Annotated in this window: 25 protein-coding genes; 24 read left to right on the top strand and 1 reads right to left on the bottom strand. The window is 34.7% G+C overall.

The features are described 5' to 3' along the window. Nucleotides 1-9 precede the first annotated feature (9 nt). Nucleotides 10-1,692, bottom strand: a complete 1,683-nt coding sequence (locus FJV36_RS03455) for a hypothetical protein (protein ID WP_158729271.1) — start codon at nt 1,690-1,692, stop codon at nt 10-12. Between the two features lie 170 nt (nt 1,693-1,862). Here FJV36_RS03455 and rpsL point away from each other — a divergent pair, with 170 nt between their 5' ends. From rpsL to rplO, 24 genes are all read left to right on the top strand, one after another. Next, on the top strand, nt 1,863-2,246 hold the full coding sequence (rpsL, locus tag FJV36_RS03450; protein ID WP_007136570.1) for a 30S ribosomal protein S12: 384 nt from the start codon (nt 1,863-1,865) through the stop codon (nt 2,244-2,246). A gap of 98 nt (nt 2,247-2,344) precedes the next feature. After that, nucleotides 2,345-2,821: a 30S ribosomal protein S7 gene (rpsG, locus tag FJV36_RS03445; protein WP_158729272.1), complete on the top strand. Its 477-nt coding sequence runs from the start codon at nt 2,345-2,347 to the stop codon at nt 2,819-2,821. A gap of 10 nt (nt 2,822-2,831) precedes the next feature. Next, nucleotides 2,832-4,988 (top strand): elongation factor G, encoded by a 2,157-nt coding sequence (gene fusA, locus FJV36_RS03440; protein ID WP_158729273.1) that lies wholly within the window; start codon nt 2,832-2,834, stop codon nt 4,986-4,988. Between the two features lie 11 nt (nt 4,989-4,999). Further along, complete coding sequence (gene rpsJ / locus FJV36_RS03435; RefSeq protein ID WP_007803605.1) at nt 5,000-5,305, top strand: 30S ribosomal protein S10; 306 nt, start codon at nt 5,000-5,002, stop codon at nt 5,303-5,305. A gap of 335 nt (nt 5,306-5,640) precedes the next feature. Next, nucleotides 5,641-6,258 carry a 50S ribosomal protein L3 gene (gene rplC / locus FJV36_RS03430; protein ID WP_072945403.1) on the top strand — a complete coding sequence of 206 codons (618 nt, stop codon included), beginning with the start codon at nt 5,641-5,643 and terminating at the stop codon, nt 6,256-6,258. Then, nucleotides 6,258-6,887 carry a 50S ribosomal protein L4 gene (gene rplD / locus FJV36_RS03425; RefSeq protein WP_144893904.1) on the top strand — a complete coding sequence of 210 codons (630 nt, stop codon included), beginning with the start codon at nt 6,258-6,260 and terminating at the stop codon, nt 6,885-6,887. The genes rplC and rplD overlap by 1 nt, the downstream gene beginning before the upstream one ends. A 6-nt stretch (nt 6,888-6,893) precedes the next feature. Further along, complete coding sequence (gene rplW, locus FJV36_RS03420) at nt 6,894-7,184, top strand: 50S ribosomal protein L23 (protein WP_073370568.1); 291 nt, start codon at nt 6,894-6,896, stop codon at nt 7,182-7,184. A 6-nt stretch (nt 7,185-7,190) separates the two neighbouring features. After that, complete coding sequence (gene rplB, locus FJV36_RS03415; RefSeq protein ID WP_144893902.1) at nt 7,191-8,015, top strand: 50S ribosomal protein L2; 825 nt, start codon at nt 7,191-7,193, stop codon at nt 8,013-8,015. A 6-nt stretch (nt 8,016-8,021) separates the two neighbouring features. Further along, nucleotides 8,022-8,300 (top strand): 30S ribosomal protein S19, encoded by a 279-nt coding sequence (gene rpsS, locus FJV36_RS03410; RefSeq protein WP_007136562.1) that lies wholly within the window; start codon nt 8,022-8,024, stop codon nt 8,298-8,300. A 6-nt stretch (nt 8,301-8,306) separates the two neighbouring features. Further along, nucleotides 8,307-8,720, top strand: coding sequence for a 50S ribosomal protein L22 (gene rplV / locus FJV36_RS03405; RefSeq protein WP_035668120.1), 414 nt, complete (start codon nt 8,307-8,309; stop codon nt 8,718-8,720). A 5-nt stretch (nt 8,721-8,725) separates the two neighbouring features. Then, complete coding sequence (gene rpsC, locus FJV36_RS03400) at nt 8,726-9,484, top strand: 30S ribosomal protein S3 (RefSeq protein ID WP_035668118.1); 759 nt, start codon at nt 8,726-8,728, stop codon at nt 9,482-9,484. 18 nt (nt 9,485-9,502) lie between these two features. Then, a complete protein-coding gene (gene rplP / locus FJV36_RS03395; RefSeq protein ID WP_007803637.1) occupies nt 9,503-9,928 on the top strand; it encodes a 50S ribosomal protein L16 in 426 nt (141 codons plus the stop codon). Nucleotides 9,929-9,941: 13 nt separating this feature from the next. Continuing rightward, nucleotides 9,942-10,127, top strand: a complete 186-nt coding sequence (rpmC, locus tag FJV36_RS03390; RefSeq protein WP_086452760.1) for a 50S ribosomal protein L29 — start codon at nt 9,942-9,944, stop codon at nt 10,125-10,127. A 17-nt stretch (nt 10,128-10,144) separates the two neighbouring features. Next, on the top strand, nt 10,145-10,405 hold the full coding sequence (gene rpsQ, locus FJV36_RS03385; RefSeq protein ID WP_086452759.1) for a 30S ribosomal protein S17: 261 nt from the start codon (nt 10,145-10,147) through the stop codon (nt 10,403-10,405). Nucleotides 10,406-10,407: 2 nt separating this feature from the next. Beyond that, entirely contained in the window at nt 10,408-10,776 is a 369-nt protein-coding gene (gene rplN / locus FJV36_RS03380) for a 50S ribosomal protein L14 (protein WP_026717863.1), read from the top strand. Between the two features lie 11 nt (nt 10,777-10,787). Next, nucleotides 10,788-11,102, top strand: a complete 315-nt coding sequence (rplX, locus tag FJV36_RS03375; RefSeq protein WP_158729274.1) for a 50S ribosomal protein L24 — start codon at nt 10,788-10,790, stop codon at nt 11,100-11,102. Nucleotides 11,103-11,104: 2 nt separating this feature from the next. Then, nucleotides 11,105-11,656, top strand: a complete 552-nt coding sequence (rplE, locus tag FJV36_RS03370) for a 50S ribosomal protein L5 (protein WP_158729275.1) — start codon at nt 11,105-11,107, stop codon at nt 11,654-11,656. Nucleotides 11,657-11,659: 3 nt separating this feature from the next. Then, nucleotides 11,660-11,929: a 30S ribosomal protein S14 gene (gene rpsN / locus FJV36_RS03365; RefSeq protein ID WP_026707007.1), complete on the top strand. Its 270-nt coding sequence runs from the start codon at nt 11,660-11,662 to the stop codon at nt 11,927-11,929. 122 nt (nt 11,930-12,051) lie between these two features. Continuing rightward, nucleotides 12,052-12,450 (top strand): 30S ribosomal protein S8, encoded by a 399-nt coding sequence (gene rpsH, locus FJV36_RS03360; protein WP_158729276.1) that lies wholly within the window; start codon nt 12,052-12,054, stop codon nt 12,448-12,450. 18 nt (nt 12,451-12,468) lie between these two features. Further along, the gene (rplF, locus tag FJV36_RS03355) at nt 12,469-13,011 is read left to right on the top strand and encodes a 50S ribosomal protein L6 (protein ID WP_086452755.1); all 543 of its coding nucleotides are present in this window, start codon (nt 12,469-12,471) and stop codon (nt 13,009-13,011) included. Between the two features lie 11 nt (nt 13,012-13,022). Continuing rightward, nucleotides 13,023-13,373, top strand: coding sequence for a 50S ribosomal protein L18 (rplR, locus tag FJV36_RS03350; protein ID WP_086452754.1), 351 nt, complete (start codon nt 13,023-13,025; stop codon nt 13,371-13,373). 6 nt (nt 13,374-13,379) lie between these two features. Further along, nucleotides 13,380-13,907, top strand: coding sequence for a 30S ribosomal protein S5 (gene rpsE, locus FJV36_RS03345; RefSeq protein WP_035668102.1), 528 nt, complete (start codon nt 13,380-13,382; stop codon nt 13,905-13,907). Between the two features lie 12 nt (nt 13,908-13,919). Next, the gene (rpmD, locus tag FJV36_RS03340; RefSeq protein ID WP_086452753.1) at nt 13,920-14,102 is read left to right on the top strand and encodes a 50S ribosomal protein L30; all 183 of its coding nucleotides are present in this window, start codon (nt 13,920-13,922) and stop codon (nt 14,100-14,102) included. Between the two features lie 11 nt (nt 14,103-14,113). Next, nucleotides 14,114-14,566 (top strand): 50S ribosomal protein L15, encoded by a 453-nt coding sequence (gene rplO, locus FJV36_RS03335; RefSeq protein ID WP_086452752.1) that lies wholly within the window; start codon nt 14,114-14,116, stop codon nt 14,564-14,566. Nucleotides 14,567-14,568 lie beyond the last annotated feature (2 nt).

Here is a 14,568-nt window from a genome sequence, read left to right as displayed (position 1 = left end):
TGTTAAAATTTAGAATTTAATGTTGTAGCTAACATGAAGTATAGTGTTTTTAGTTTTGTTTTTTTGGGTGTATTCGGTGCCGCTAGCTATCGCTATGTGCAATAATCCGTTTCTTGTTTGGGTAGCTAGTCCAAAACCTATTCCTGTTAAATTATTGCTTTTAAGTGTATTCTGTAATTTTGTTTCGTAGTAAGCTAAATCTACAATGCTGTGTATATATAGTTTAGGTGTTAGTGCAAAGCGGTATTCGGTCATAAATGTCGTGAATAGGTAAGTCATGATGCTGTTTTCTCTAAAACCGCGTACGCTTTTAAAACCTCCAAAACGGTTTAGTTCATTTTCTACGTATTCTTTACTAGACAAATAATAGTTTTGATTATTAATGTGTATCGAGTGTTTGTTGTTGAATTCAAATGTTAATTTATTTTTTAAATCTATTTGAAATTGTTGTGTAGGTTTTTTGCTTTCAATGTTGATTAATCTATTGCCTGCTCCAATTGTAGTGCTAGTAGTTAATTGAGTTTTTATTTTTCTGTTACTCGAAAGTAAATGATTGTTGTCATATCCTACAGTAATGAAATTGTTGTTAAATCCTTCTATGTTGATATTAATGTTCTCAATCTTGCTAGATTGGGTTGATTTGTATTCTAGATTTATTTTCGAATTGTTTTTTAATATATAGTTTAAGCCTAGAGTTGTTTTTGTGTTTTGAAATGTTGTGTCTTGCCTGAAAATTTGTAAATCGCTTTGAATTCCAATAGGTGAATTAAAAAGATAAGGTAAAGAAAAGCTAGCTTTAAATGTTTTTTGATCATTGCCGTCGCTCTTCCAAAATATTTGTATTTGTTCTCCTTTATTTAATATATTTTCAAGTTGAAGGTCTAAGAAGCCATTTAGTGTAAAACGATTTTCATTGTTGTTAAAGCCGACAAAGCCATCAAATGTATTTGAATTTTTCTTTTCGAGATAAACGTATACTTTGGTCGTGTCTGTGGTAGCTAAAAATTCGGGGTATTTTGTTTGATTTGCAAAGCTGAGCTGATTAAAATCGGCATTAATTTTTTCGAGAATTTTTAAATTAAATAGTTTGTTTTTGTATTTTCGGTTAATTTGAGTGAGATGACCTTTTGGGAATTTTTTTTTTTCTGTTTGCTTTATTACTATGGCATTGATGCTTCGGAATGCGTTTTTTTGAATGTGTAATTCTGTATTTAGAATAGATTTTTCGCTTTTTATTGTATTTAGTTTTAGTGTTGCAAAAATGTAGCCCTTGTCATCTAAAAGATCTAAAGTTTGGTTTAAAAAATTTTCTACTTCCGCATAAGGGATTTCAATTGTGCTTTTTTTAAGTTTTAATAGTGCTATCGTTTCTTGATCCTCAATTGTGATAAGTATTCTTGTTGTTTGTTGTCCAAGTTCAATTCTATTGGTAAATGTAGAGTCGTTGACTTTATTTAGAGGCAATTGTTTTGCTTCAATATAGCCTAGCGAGGAAGTTTTTTTTAGGAATTTTTGTATTTCCTCTTTTATAGAATTAATGTTTTTGTGTTTGGTTTGATAATTTAAGGAGTCTATAATTTTGGTTTCTTCTTTTGAATTTCCAATGATTTGTAATCGAAACTCTTGAGCGTTACAAATACTTTCTACAAACAAAAACAAAAATAAAAGAAGCATTTTTTTCTTATTGCTCATAATGTGAATTTTGTGTTACAAATATGAGATCTTTGTAATGATTTTCAAAGTTCTAAATAATCTAATTGAAAATTAATAGTTTAACGTTTGTAGAGTAAAAAATATTTTCTACATTTGCAACCCCGTAAAAAGCGGGAATTTAATATAATAAGAAATTTTTAGTATTAATTATGCCAACAATTCAACAATTAGTAAGAACAGGAAGAACTCAGATAACTAAGAAGAGTAAATCGGTTGCTTTAGATTCTTGTCCTCAAAGAAGAGGGGTTTGTACGCGTGTTTACACTACAACACCAAAAAAACCAAACTCTGCAATGCGTAAAGTAGCGCGTGTACGTTTGACAAATGGTAACGAAGTGAATGCTTACATCCCTGGTGAAGGACACAATTTACAAGAGCACTCGATAGTATTAGTTAGGGGTGGAAGGGTAAAAGATTTACCAGGAGTTAGATATCACATCGTTCGTGGTGCACTTGATACGTCAGGAGTAGCAGGAAGAACGCAAAGAAGATCTAAGTACGGAGCAAAACGCCCAAAAGAAGCAAAAAAGTAATTTAATTAGTCAAAAGTCGAAAGTCAAAAGTTTAAGGCAGCTTTTGCTATTTTAAGACATTTGGACAGGAGACGTTAAGACTTTTAACAACAAAAGACATGAGAAAAAGAGCGGCAAAGAAAAGACCACTTTTACCAGATCCAAGATTTAATGATCAACTGGTAACACGTTTTGTGAACAACTTAATGTGGGATGGAAAAAAATCTACAGCGTTTAAAGTATTTTATGATGCAATTGATATTATTGAATCTAAAAAACAAGATGCTGAAAAACCAGCATTAGAAATCTGGAAAGATGCATTAACTAATGTTATGCCTCACGTAGAAGTTCGTTCACGTAGAGTGGGTGGAGCTACATTTCAAATTCCAATGCAAATTCGTCCAGATAGAAAAATTTCTATGGCGATGAAATGGTTAATTCTTTATTCAAGAAGAAGAAACGAAAAGTCAATGGCTCAAAGATTAGCATCAGAGTGTTTAGCTGCTGCTAAAGAAGAAGGTGCTGCTGTTAAGAAAAGAATGGATACACACAAAATGGCTGAAGCTAACAAAGCTTTCTCTCACTTTAGATTTTAATCCTTAAGAAATGGCTAGAGAACTTAAATATACAAGAAACATAGGTATTGCTGCTCACATTGATGCTGGTAAAACAACAACAACGGAGCGTATATTATTCTATACAGGAAAATCACATAAAATTGGTGAAGTGCACGATGGTGCTGCAACAATGGACTGGATGGCACAAGAGCAAGAAAGAGGTATTACTATTACTTCTGCGGCTACAACTTGTGAATGGAATTTTCCAACTACTCAAGGTAAAATTTTACCTGAGACCTTGCCTTATCACTTTAATATCATTGATACTCCTGGACACGTTGACTTTACAGTCGAAGTAAACAGATCTTTGCGTGTACTTGATGGTTTAGTTTTCTTGTTTAGTGCTGTTGATGGTGTTGAGCCACAATCAGAAACGAACTGGAGATTGGCAGATCAATATAGAGTTCCTCGTATTGGTTTTGTTAATAAAATGGATAGACAAGGATCTAACTTTTTGATGGTATGTCAACAAGTAAGAGACATGTTAAAATCTAACGCTGTTGCGATTACTTTGCCAATTGGTGAAGAAAATGATTTCAAAGGTGTTGTAGATTTAGTAAGAAACCAAGCTATTGTTTGGGATGATGCTGGAATGGGAGCAACTTATGAAGTTGTTGATATTCCTGCTGATATGGTTGATGAAGTAAAAGAGTACAGAGACATTCTTATTGAAGCAGTTGCTGATTATGATGAAAACTTACTTGATAAGTATATGGAAGATCCAGATTCTATCACGGAAGAAGAGATCAACATCGCTTTAAGAGCAGCTGTAATGGATATGGCAATTATTCCTATGATTGCTGGTTCATCTTTCAAAAACAAAGGGGTTCAATTCATGTTGGATGCAGTATGTAAATACTTGCCATCTCCAATGGATAAAGAAGGTATTGAAGGGATTCACCCTGATGATGCTGAACTTTTAGAAGAAGATCAAACTAAAATCTTGCGTAAGCCAGATGTTAAAGAGCCATTTGCAGCTTTAGCATTTAAAATCGCTACTGACCCATTCGTAGGGCGTTTAGCTTTCTTCCGTGCTTATTCAGGTCGTTTAGATGCGGGTTCTTATGTCTTGAACACGCGTTCTGGAAATAAAGAAAGAATTTCTCGTATCTACCAAATGCACGCAAACAAACAAAACCCAATCGAGTATATCGAGGCAGGAGATATTGGAGCGGCTGTTGGTTTTAAAGATATCAAAACTGGAGATACATTGTGTGATGAAAAACACCCAATTATTCTTGAGTCAATGAAATTCCCTGCACCAGTAATTGGTATTGCTATTGAGCCTAAAACTAAAGCTGACGTTGATAAGATGGGTATGGCTTTGGCTAAGCTAGCTGAAGAGGATCCAACATTTACTGTTAGAACTGATGAAGCTTCTGGGCAAACGATTATTTCTGGTATGGGTGAGCTTCACTTAGATATCTTGGTAGATCGTATGAAACGTGAATTTAAAGTTGAAGTGAACCAAGGTGAGCCTCAAGTTGAATATAAAGAAGCGTTTACTAAAAAAGCACAACACAGAGAGACTTACAAAAAACAATCTGGAGGTCGTGGTAAATTCGGTGATATCGTATTTATTCTTGAGCCTGCTGATGAAGTTGATGGTAAGGCTCCAGTTGGATTACAGTTTGTTAATGCTGTGAAAGGTGGTAACGTTCCAAAAGAGTACATACCTTCAGTTGAAAAAGGTTTCCGTGAAGCAATGAAAACTGGTCCTTTAGCAGGATATCAAGTTGATAGTTTAAAGGTTACTTTATTAGATGGATCTTTCCACCCTGTGGATTCTGATGCGCTTTCTTTTGAGTTAGCGGCAAGAATGGGTTATAGAGAGGTAGCAAAAGCTGCTGGTGCTGTAATTTTGGAGCCAATCATGAAAATGGAAGTTATTACGCCAGAAGAAAACATGGGAGATATCGTTGGTGATATCAACCGTCGTAGAGGTCAGGTGAGTGACATGGGAGATAGAAATGGTGCTAAAACTATTAAGGCTGATGTGCCTTTATCAGAGATGTTTGGATATGTTACAACATTAAGAACATTATCATCTGGTAGAGCAACTTCTACAATGGAATTCTCTCACTATTCAGAGACGCCTTCTAATATTTCAGAAGCAGTAATTAAAAAAGCAAAAGGAAACGCTTAATCTTTAAGAAAATGAGTCAAAAAATCAGAATAAAATTAAAATCTTACGATCACATGTTGGTAGACAAGTCTGCTGAGAAGATTGTAAAAACAGTAAAAACTACTGGTGCTGTTGTAACTGGTCCTATTCCGTTACCAACTCACAAAAAATTGTTTACAGTATTGCGTTCACCGCACGTAAATAAGAAGGCTAGAGAGCAGTTTGAAGTAATGTCTTACAAGAGATTGATTGATATTTACTCTTCGTCTTCAAAAACTATTGATGCTTTAATGAAACTAGAATTGCCTAGTGGAGTAGAAGTTGAAATTAAAGTTTAAGTATATTTTTTTTATAAAGCGGAACATTTTGTTCCGCTTTTTTTTTGGAATAAAATGAAATGTTTTGATTTATAGGGTATGAGCGGATTATTAGTAATGTTTTTTTCTAATTTTTTTTATTATTTATTCCTTGAAATAACATGAATCGAAATGTGTATTATGTTATGGAGTGACTGTTTGTTTAGTTTTTAAAAGTTTTGTTTTTGATAATGAGTTATTTAATTTTTGTAACTGTTTGGTATATCCGATTTTAATGTATACTTTTGCACTCCCTGTTTGAGAACAGCTGTTGTTTTTAAATTGAAGGGAGTTTTAGTAATTAATAATTAATATTTATGTCTGGGTTAATTGGTAGAAAAATCGGCATGACTAGTATTTTCGACGAAAACGGGAAGAATATTCCTTGTACGGTAATCGAAGCGGGTCCATGTGTTGTTACCCAAGTCAGAACCAAAGGTGTTGACGGGTATGAAGCGTTGCAACTAGGTTTCGATGACAAAAACGAGAAACATTCCACAAAAGCGGCTTTAGGTCACTTTAAAAAAGCTGGAACTGTAGCTAAGAAAAAAGTCGTTGAATTCCAAGATTTTGCAACTGAACAAAAATTAGGAGATCTTATTGATGTTTCTATTTTTGCTGAAGGTGAGTTTGTAGATGTACAAGGTGTATCTAAAGGTAAAGGTTTCCAAGGGGTTGTAAAACGTCACGGTTTTGGTGGTGTTGGTCAAGCAACTCACGGTCAGCACAACCGTTTAAGAGCGCCAGGTTCTGTGGGAGCTTCTTCTTATCCATCTAGAGTATTCAAAGGAATGCGTATGGCTGGACGTATGGGAGGAGACAATGTAAAAGTTCAAAACCTTAGAGTTTTAAAAGTAGTGGCTGAAAAGAACCTACTTGTTATTAAAGGATGTGTTCCTGGTCATAACAACTCTTATGTAATCATTCAGAAGTAATGGAAGCAAAAGTATTAGATTTCAACGGAAAAGATACTGGAAGAAAAGTTCAACTTTCTGATTCAGTATTTGGTATAGAGCCAAACAATCACGCAGTATATCTTGATGTAAAGCAATATCTTGCTAATCAAAGACAAGGAACGCACAAAGCTAAAGAAAGAGCTGAAGTTGCGGGAAGTACTCGTAAGATAAAAAAGCAAAAAGGTACAGGTACAGCCCGTGCAGGTAGTGCTAAAAACCCTTTATTTAAAGGTGGAGGAACTGTTTTTGGTCCAAGACCAAGAAGTTATTCTTTCAAATTGAATAAAAACTTAAAGCGTTTAGCTAGAAAATCTGCTTTTTCTATCAAAGCTAAAGAGTCAAACATTATCGTTCTTGAAGACTTTAATTTTGAAACTCCAAACACTAAAAATTTCATCAACGTTTTGAAAGCTTTAGAGTTAGAGAATAAAAAATCCCTTTTTGTATTGGGTGATTCAAATAAAAATGTATATTTGTCGTCACGTAATTTAAAAAGCTCTAGCGTTGTAAGCAGCTTAGAATTAAGCACTTACGCTATATTAAACGCTAATAATTTAGTGCTTTTAGAGAGTTCTTTGGAGATAATTGAAGAAAATTTAAGTAAATAATAGGATATGAGCATCATTATTAAGCCTATAGTAACGGAAAAAGTAACCAAAGAAAGTGAAGTTTTAAACCGCTTCGGATTCGTTGTTGACAGAAAAGCAAACAAAGTACAAATTAAGAAAGCTGTTGAGGCTGCTTATGGTGTAACTATTGTTAGTGTTAACACAATGAATGTGAGACCAGATAGAACTACTAAATACACTAAAAGTGGTTTAATCAGTGGAAAGACAAATGCAATTAAAAAAGCGATTGTTCAAGTACAAGAAGGAGAAACAATTGATTTTTACAACAATATCTAAGATAAAATGTCAGTAAGAAAATTAAAACCTATTACCCCAGGTCAGCGATTTAGAGTTGTGAATGGTTATGACGCCATTACAACTGATAAGCCGGAACGCTCTTTGATAGCGCCGATAAAAAACTCTGGTGGTAGAAATAGTCAAGGAAAGATGACCATGCGTTATACGGGTGGTGGTCACAAGCAGAGATATCGTATTATTGATTTTAAACGTACTAAAGAAGGAATTCCTGCTACGGTTAAATCAATCGAATATGATCCAAACAGAACTGCATTTATCGCTTTATTAGCTTATGCTGATGGTGAGAAAACTTATATTATCGCTCAAAACGGATTGAAAGTTGGTCAGAAACTTGTTTCAGGTCCAGAGTCTCAACCTGAGATTGGTAATACTTTACCTTTAAGTAGAGTTCCACTAGGAACTGTAATTTCTTGTATTGAATTGAGACCTGGTCAAGGTGCAGTTATTGCACGTTCTGCTGGAACTTTTGCTCAATTAATGGCAAGAGATGGTAAATACGCTACAATTAAAATGCCTTCAGGTGAAACAAGATTGATCTTGTTAACTTGTTCTGCAACAATTGGAGCTGTATCTAACTCTGATCATCAATTAGTTGTTTCTGGTAAAGCTGGTAGAACTAGATGGTTAGGTAGAAGACCTAGAACAAGACCTGTAGCAATGAACCCTGTAGATCACCCAATGGGAGGTGGTGAAGGACGTTCTTCTGGTGGACATCCACGTTCAAGAAATGGAATACCAGCAAAAGGTTATAGAACACGTTCTAAGAAAAACCCGAGTAACAAGTATATCGTAGAACGTAGAAAGAAATAATAAGATATGGCACGTTCATTAAAAAAAGGACCTTTTGTTCATTATAAATTAGACAAAAAAGTTCAAGAAAATATTGCAGGTGGAAATAAAGGAGTGGTTAAGACTTGGTCTAGAGCTTCTATGATTACTCCAGATTTTGTTGGACAAACTATTGCAGTTCACAACGGTCGTCAATTTGTACCGGTTTATGTAACTGAAAACATGGTAGGTCACAAATTAGGAGAATTTTCACCAACTAGATCTTTTAGAGGTCATGCTGGAGCAAAAAATAAAGGTAAAAAATAAGAAGCAATGGGAGTTCGTAAAAGAGAAACAGCAGATGCAAGAAAAGAGGCAAATAAGTCTTTGGCCTTCGCAAAGTTAAATAACTGCCCTACTTCACCTAGAAAAATGCGCTTAGTAGCAGATCTAGTAAGAGGTCAGAAGGTAGAAAGAGCACTTAACATACTAAGATTTAGTTCTAAAGAAGCTTCAAGAAAATTAGAAAAATTGGTTTTATCTGTAATTGCTAACTGGCAAGCAAAAAACCCTGAAGCTAATATGGAAGAAGCTGGTTTATTTGTTAAGGAAATCCGTGTAGATGGTGGTATGATGTTGAAAAGACTTCGTCCAGCTCCACAAGGAAGAGCACATAGAATAAGAAAACGTTCTAATCACGTTACAATCGTGTTAGGGGCTATCAATAACACACAAAGCAATTCTTAAGCAGCATGGGACAAAAGACAAATCCAATTGGAAACAGACTTGGTATTATCAGAGGATGGGACTCAAACTGGTATGGTGGAAATGATTACGGTGATAAACTTGCCGAAGATCACAAAATCAGAAAGTACATCCATGCTCGTTTATCAAAAGCTAGTGTATCAAAAGTAATAATCGAGAGAACTTTAAAACTTGTAACCGTTACTATCACTACTGCTAGACCTGGTATTATTATCGGTAAAGGTGGACAAGAGGTAGACAAGTTGAAAGAAGAACTTAAGAAAATTACTGACAAAGAGGTTCAAATTAACATCTTTGAAATTAAAAGACCTGAACTTGACGCGTATCTAGTTGCTACAAGCATCTGTCGTCAAATCGAAAGTAGAATTTCTTACAGACGTGCAATCAAAATGGCTATTGCTGCTTCTATGCGTATGAATGCAGAAGGTATCAAAGTTTTGATTTCTGGTCGTTTGAATGGTGCTGAGATGGCTCGTTCAGAGGGTTTCAAAGAAGGTAGAATTCCTCTATCAACTTTCAGAGCTGATATTGATTATGCTTTGGCTGAAGCGCATACTACTTATGGTAGAATGGGTATCAAAGTGTGGATCATGAAAGGTGAAGTTTATGGAAAGAGAGATCTTTCTCCACTAGCCGGAATGGACAAAAAACAATCTGGTGCTGGAGGTAAAGGTGGTGATTCTCCAAGAGGAGATAGAAAACCTTTTAACAAAGGTGGAAAACCAGACGCTCGTAAACGAAAGTAATTTTTAAAGTAAAGAAAAATGTTACAGCCTAAAAGAACAAAATACCGTAAGGTACAGAAAGGTAAAATGAAAGGGAACTCTCAAAGAGGGCATGAACTTTCTAATGGAATGTTTGGTATTAAATCTGTACATGAAGATGGAATGTTTTTAACTTCTCGTCAAATAGAAGCAGCTCGTATTGCTGCCACTCGTTTTATGAAAAGGGAGGGACAATTATGGATCAAAATATTTCCAGACAAACCAATCACAAAGAAACCTCTTGAGGTACGTATGGGTAAAGGTAAAGGTGCAGTTGAATACTGGGCAGCCGTTGTTAAACCCGGAAGAATTATGTTTGAAGTTGGAGGAGTACCTTTGTCAGTTGCGAAAGAGGCGTTACGTCTAGCAGCACAAAAGCTTCCAGTAAAAACTAAATTTGTTGTTGCAAGAGATTTCGAAGCATAATTTATACTATATTATGAAACAATCAGAAATAAAAAATCTTTCTGCAGCAGAGTTGCAAGAGAAACTTAGCCAGACTAAGAAAACATATGCTGATCTTAAAATGGCTCACGCTATTTCACCAATTGAGAATCCACTTCAAATTAGAGGTGTGAGAAGAACTGTTGCAAGATTAGCTACTGAACTTACTAAAAGACAATAACTGTAGTCTGCTGAAAGATGGAAGAAAAAAGAAATTTAAGAAAAGAGAGAATTGGTGTTGTAACTTCAGACAAAATGGATAAATCTATTGTTGTTGCTGAAGTTCGTAAAGTAAAACACCCATTATACGGTAAGTTCGTGTTGAAAACTAAAAAGTATCACGCACACGACGAAATGAACGACTGTAACGTTGGAGATACTGTAAGGATAAGTGAGACTCGTCCTTTAAGTAAAACAAAATGTTGGAGGTTAGTTGAAATCTTAGAAAGAGCTAAATAATTATGGTACAACAAGAATCAAGACTAAAAGTAGCAGATAACACTGGAGCAAAGGAAGTTTTAACTATCCGTGTTTTAGGAGGTACCAAAAGAAGGTATGCCTCTGTTGGTGACAAGATTGTAGTTTCTATCAAAGATACTGCTCCAAACGGAAGCGTTAAAAAAGGAGCTGTTTCAACTGCAGTTGTTGTACGTACCAAAAAAGAAGTAAGAAGAGCCGATGGTTCATACATTAGATTTGATGATAACGCTTGCGTATTATTGAATGCTGCTGGTGAAATGAGGGGAACTCGTGTTTTTGGTCCGGTAGCAAGAGAACTTCGTGAAAAACAATTCATGAAAATTGTATCATTAGCACCAGAAGTGCTTTAATTCGTTTTAAGATGATAAAGCTAAAAATAAAATCAGGTGACATCGTTAGAGTAATTGCTGGAGACCATAAAGGTGCAGAAGGTAAAGTATTAAGCGTTGATCGTGAAAAGAACAAAGCAATTGTTGAAGGTGTTAATATGGTTTCTAAGCATACGAAACCAAGTGCAAAAAGCCCTCAAGGTGGTATTGTAAAGAAAGAAGCTCCAATACAAATATCTAACATATCTTTAATTGATCCTAAAACTAAGGAAACAACAAGAGTAGGTATTAGAGTAGAAGGAGATAAGAAAGTAAGATTTTCAAAAAAATCTAATCAAGTATTATAGTAATGGCGTATATACCTAGACTAAAAGAAGAATATAAGAGCAGAGTAATTGCTGCTCTTAAAGAGGAATTCGGATACGTAAACGTAATGCAAGTTCCTAAATTGGACAAAATCGTTTTAAGTAAAGGAGTTGGTGCAGCTGTATCTGATAAAAAACTTATTGACTATGCAGTTGATGAGTTGACAAAGATCACTGGACAGAAAGCAGTTTCAACTATCTCTAAGAAAGACGTTGCGTCTTTTAAATTGAGAAAAGGAATGCCAATTGGTGCTAAAGTTACTTTGCGTGGAGAAAGAATGTATGAGTTTCTTGATAGACTTATTACTTCAGCCTTGCCTCGTGTAAGAGATTTCAACGGAATTAAAGCTACAGGTTTTGATGGTAGAGGAAATTATAACCTTGGTGTTTTAGAACAAATTATTTTTCCAGAAATTGATATTGACAAAGTTAATAAAATCTCTGGTATGGATATTACCTTCGTAACTACCGCAAAGACTGACAAAGAAGCTAAGTCGTTATTAACAGAATTAGGTTTACCTTTTAAAAAGAACTAAGACATGGCTAAAGAATCAATGAAAGCCCGTGAGGTTAAGAGAGAAAAAACGGTTGCAAAGTATGCAGAGAAAAGAAAAGCTTTGTTAGAAGCTGGAGATTTCGTAGGTTTGCAAAAGTTACCAAAAAATGCTTCGCCTGTTCGTTTGCACAATCGTTGTAAATTAACTGGAAGACCAAGAGGTTATATGCGTCAATTTGGTATTTCACGTGTAACATTTCGTGAAATGGCAAATAACGGATTGATCCCTGGTGTGAAAAAAGCATCTTGGTAGTAGCATAATTTTGCTTTCAGATACAGACTTAACATTTGTTTAGTCTGTATCTTTAATATTTATAAATTGGTTTAAGGTTCAACAAATCGTTTGTTGAAAACCAAGACCGCAAATTGATACACATGTATACAGATCCTATTGCTGATTATTTGACAAGAGTTCGTAACGCTGTGGCTGCAAACCACAAAGTTGTTGAAATTCCTGCATCTAATCTAAAAAAAGAAATAACTAAGATCTTATTTGATCAAGGTTATATTTTGAGTTACAAATTTGAAGACAACGCTGTTCAGGGGTCTATCAAAATCGCTTTGAAGTATGATAAAGATACTAAAGAGTCTGTAATCAAAGATATTCAGAGAATTAGTAAACCAGGTTTACGTAAATATTCAAGTTCTGCTAATATACCAAGAATCTTAAATGGTTTAGGTGTAGCTATCGTTTCTACTTCAAAAGGTTTGATGACCGGTAAACAAGCAAAACAATTGAATGTAGGTGGTGAAGTAATTTGTTACGTATACTAATTTAAAGACTATAATAAGATGTCAAGAATAGGTAAAAATCCTATAATAGTTCCTGCTGGTGTTACTGTAGAAGTAGCAAATGGAATTATTACAGTTAAGGGAAAAAACGGTCAACTAACTCAGGAGTTTTCGGACGTTACTGTAACAGTTGAAGATGGTCAGGTTCAAGTTGACAGATCATCTGATCATAAAGATCAAAGAGCAAAACATGGTTTGTATCGTTCACTTATCAACAACATGATAGTTGGTGTTACAGATGGTTTTACTAAATCATTAGAATTGGTTGGAGTTGGTTATAGAGCTTCAAATCAAGGACAAAAATTAGATTTAGCTCTTGGTTTTTCACACAATATTATTTTAGAGATTGCTCCTGAAGTTACTTTAGAAACTATATCTGAGAAAGGTAAAAACCCAATTGTAAAGTTAACATCATTTGATAAACAACTTTTAGGTCAAGTTGCTGCGAAAATTAGAGGTTTCCGTAAGCCTGAGCCATACAAAGGAAAAGGAGTTAAATTCGTGGGTGAAGTATTAAGAAGAAAAGCAGGTAAATCAGCTTAAAAAATAAGATTATGTCATTAACAAAACCTGAAAGAAGACAAAGAATTAGATTCAGAATTAGAAAGACAATTAGTGGTACTGCTACTAATCCAAGACTATCTGTTTTTAGAAGTAATAAAGAAATTTACGCTCAATTAATTGATGATGTAAACGGAGTTACTTTGCTAGCAGCTTCTTCAAGAGAAAAAGAAATAGGTAAGGGTACGAATATTGAAGTTGCTACAGCAGTTGGGAAATTAGTTGCTGAAAAAGCTTTAAAAGCTGGGATAGAAGTTGTAACTTTTGATAGAGGAGGTTACTTATATCACGGGCGTATTAAATCATTAGCAGAAGGCGCGAGAGCGGCTGGACTTAAATTCTAATATAGTATGTCTAATAGTAAATACAAAAATGTAGAGTTGGTAAAACCTAGTGGTCTTGAATTAAAAGATCGTTTGGTGAGTGTAAATCGTGTTACTAAAGTTACAAAGGGTGGTAGAGCTTTTGGTTTTTCTGCTATTGTAGTTGTAGGTGATGAAAACGGTGTTGTTGGTCACGGTTTAGGTAAATCTAAAGATGTTTCTGAAGCTATTGCTAAAGCAGTAGAAGATGCTAAGAAAAATCTAGTAAAGATTCCTTTAAATGGTCAATCTGTACCTCACGAACAAAAAGGTAAATTTGGTGGAGCACGTGTATTTTTAATTCCTGCATCTCATGGTACTGGAGTTATTGCTGGTGGAGCTGTTCGTTCAGTTTTAGAGTCAGTTGGTATACATGATGTACTTTCAAAATCACAAGGATCTTCAAATCCACACAACGTGGTAAAAGCAACTTTTGATGCTTTATTACAAATGAGAAGTGCTTACACTGTTGCAAAACAAAGAGGTGTTTCTTTAGAGAAAGTTTTTAAAGGTTAATACAAGGAAATTATGGCTAAATTATTAGTAAAACAAGTTAGAAGCAAAATCAACTGTCCACTTTCACAAAAAAGAGGATTAGAAGCTTTAGGTCTACGTAAAATGGGACAAGTTGTAGCGCATGATTCAAATCCTACAATCCTTGGTATGATAAATAAAGTTAAACACTTAGTTTCTGTTGAAGAAGCTAAATAACAAATACTGTTATGAATTTAAGTAACTTACAACCTGCTGAAGGTTCTACGCACAATCAAAATAAAAGATTAGGTAGAGGAGAAGGTTCTGGAAAAGGTGGTACCTCTGCAAGAGGACATAAAGGAGCAAAATCTCGTTCTGGTTATTCTAAAAAGATTGGTTTTGAAGGAGGGCAAATGCCACTTCAAAGACGTGTACCTAAGTTTGGTTTTACAAACATTAATCGTAAAGATTACGAAGGTGTTAATCTTGATACACTTCAGCTTTTAGTTGAAAATGGTATTGTTCAAGATACTGTTGATATGTCAGTTTATGTTGCTAACCGTTTGGCTACCAAAAATGAAATCGTTAAGATTTTAGGTAGAGGTGAATTGAAAGCAAAATTAAAAGTAACCGCTCACAAATTTACTGCTACTGCAAAAGCTGCTATCGAAGCTGCTGGTGGAGAAGCTATAGTAATGTAATT

Origin of the sequence: Flavobacterium sp. I-STPP5a (assembly GCF_009764685.1) — a bacterium.
Classification (GTDB): domain Bacteria; phylum Bacteroidota; class Bacteroidia; order Flavobacteriales; family Flavobacteriaceae; genus Flavobacterium.
This window is presented reverse-complemented; position numbering and strand designations above follow the sequence as displayed.

Excerpts from the sequence above, each read along its gene's own strand:
- FJV36_RS03455 (WP_158729271.1), bottom strand. The coding sequence starts at position 1,692 with ATGAGCAATAAGAAAAAAATGCTTCTTTTATTTTTGTTTTTGTTTGTA.
- rpsL (WP_007136570.1), top strand. The coding sequence starts at position 1,863 with ATGCCAACAATTCAACAATTAGTAAGAACAGGAAGAACTCAGATAACT.
- rpsG (WP_158729272.1), top strand. The coding sequence starts at position 2,345 with ATGAGAAAAAGAGCGGCAAAGAAAAGACCACTTTTACCAGATCCAAGA.
- fusA (WP_158729273.1), top strand. The coding sequence starts at position 2,832 with ATGGCTAGAGAACTTAAATATACAAGAAACATAGGTATTGCTGCTCAC.
- rpsJ (WP_007803605.1), top strand. The coding sequence starts at position 5,000 with ATGAGTCAAAAAATCAGAATAAAATTAAAATCTTACGATCACATGTTG.
- rplC (WP_072945403.1), top strand. The coding sequence starts at position 5,641 with ATGTCTGGGTTAATTGGTAGAAAAATCGGCATGACTAGTATTTTCGAC.
- rplD (WP_144893904.1), top strand. The coding sequence starts at position 6,258 with ATGGAAGCAAAAGTATTAGATTTCAACGGAAAAGATACTGGAAGAAAA.
- rplW (WP_073370568.1), top strand. The coding sequence starts at position 6,894 with ATGAGCATCATTATTAAGCCTATAGTAACGGAAAAAGTAACCAAAGAA.
- rplB (WP_144893902.1), top strand. The coding sequence starts at position 7,191 with ATGTCAGTAAGAAAATTAAAACCTATTACCCCAGGTCAGCGATTTAGA.
- rpsS (WP_007136562.1), top strand. The coding sequence starts at position 8,022 with ATGGCACGTTCATTAAAAAAAGGACCTTTTGTTCATTATAAATTAGAC.
- rplV (WP_035668120.1), top strand. The coding sequence starts at position 8,307 with ATGGGAGTTCGTAAAAGAGAAACAGCAGATGCAAGAAAAGAGGCAAAT.
- rpsC (WP_035668118.1), top strand. The coding sequence starts at position 8,726 with ATGGGACAAAAGACAAATCCAATTGGAAACAGACTTGGTATTATCAGA.
- rplP (WP_007803637.1), top strand. The coding sequence starts at position 9,503 with ATGTTACAGCCTAAAAGAACAAAATACCGTAAGGTACAGAAAGGTAAA.
- rpmC (WP_086452760.1), top strand. The coding sequence starts at position 9,942 with ATGAAACAATCAGAAATAAAAAATCTTTCTGCAGCAGAGTTGCAAGAG.
- rpsQ (WP_086452759.1), top strand. The coding sequence starts at position 10,145 with ATGGAAGAAAAAAGAAATTTAAGAAAAGAGAGAATTGGTGTTGTAACT.
- rplN (WP_026717863.1), top strand. The coding sequence starts at position 10,408 with ATGGTACAACAAGAATCAAGACTAAAAGTAGCAGATAACACTGGAGCA.
- rplX (WP_158729274.1), top strand. The coding sequence starts at position 10,788 with ATGATAAAGCTAAAAATAAAATCAGGTGACATCGTTAGAGTAATTGCT.
- rplE (WP_158729275.1), top strand. The coding sequence starts at position 11,105 with ATGGCGTATATACCTAGACTAAAAGAAGAATATAAGAGCAGAGTAATT.
- rpsN (WP_026707007.1), top strand. The coding sequence starts at position 11,660 with ATGGCTAAAGAATCAATGAAAGCCCGTGAGGTTAAGAGAGAAAAAACG.
- rpsH (WP_158729276.1), top strand. The coding sequence starts at position 12,052 with ATGTATACAGATCCTATTGCTGATTATTTGACAAGAGTTCGTAACGCT.
- rplF (WP_086452755.1), top strand. The coding sequence starts at position 12,469 with ATGTCAAGAATAGGTAAAAATCCTATAATAGTTCCTGCTGGTGTTACT.
- rplR (WP_086452754.1), top strand. The coding sequence starts at position 13,023 with ATGTCATTAACAAAACCTGAAAGAAGACAAAGAATTAGATTCAGAATT.
- rpsE (WP_035668102.1), top strand. The coding sequence starts at position 13,380 with ATGTCTAATAGTAAATACAAAAATGTAGAGTTGGTAAAACCTAGTGGT.
- rpmD (WP_086452753.1), top strand. The coding sequence starts at position 13,920 with ATGGCTAAATTATTAGTAAAACAAGTTAGAAGCAAAATCAACTGTCCA.
- rplO (WP_086452752.1), top strand. The coding sequence starts at position 14,114 with ATGAATTTAAGTAACTTACAACCTGCTGAAGGTTCTACGCACAATCAA.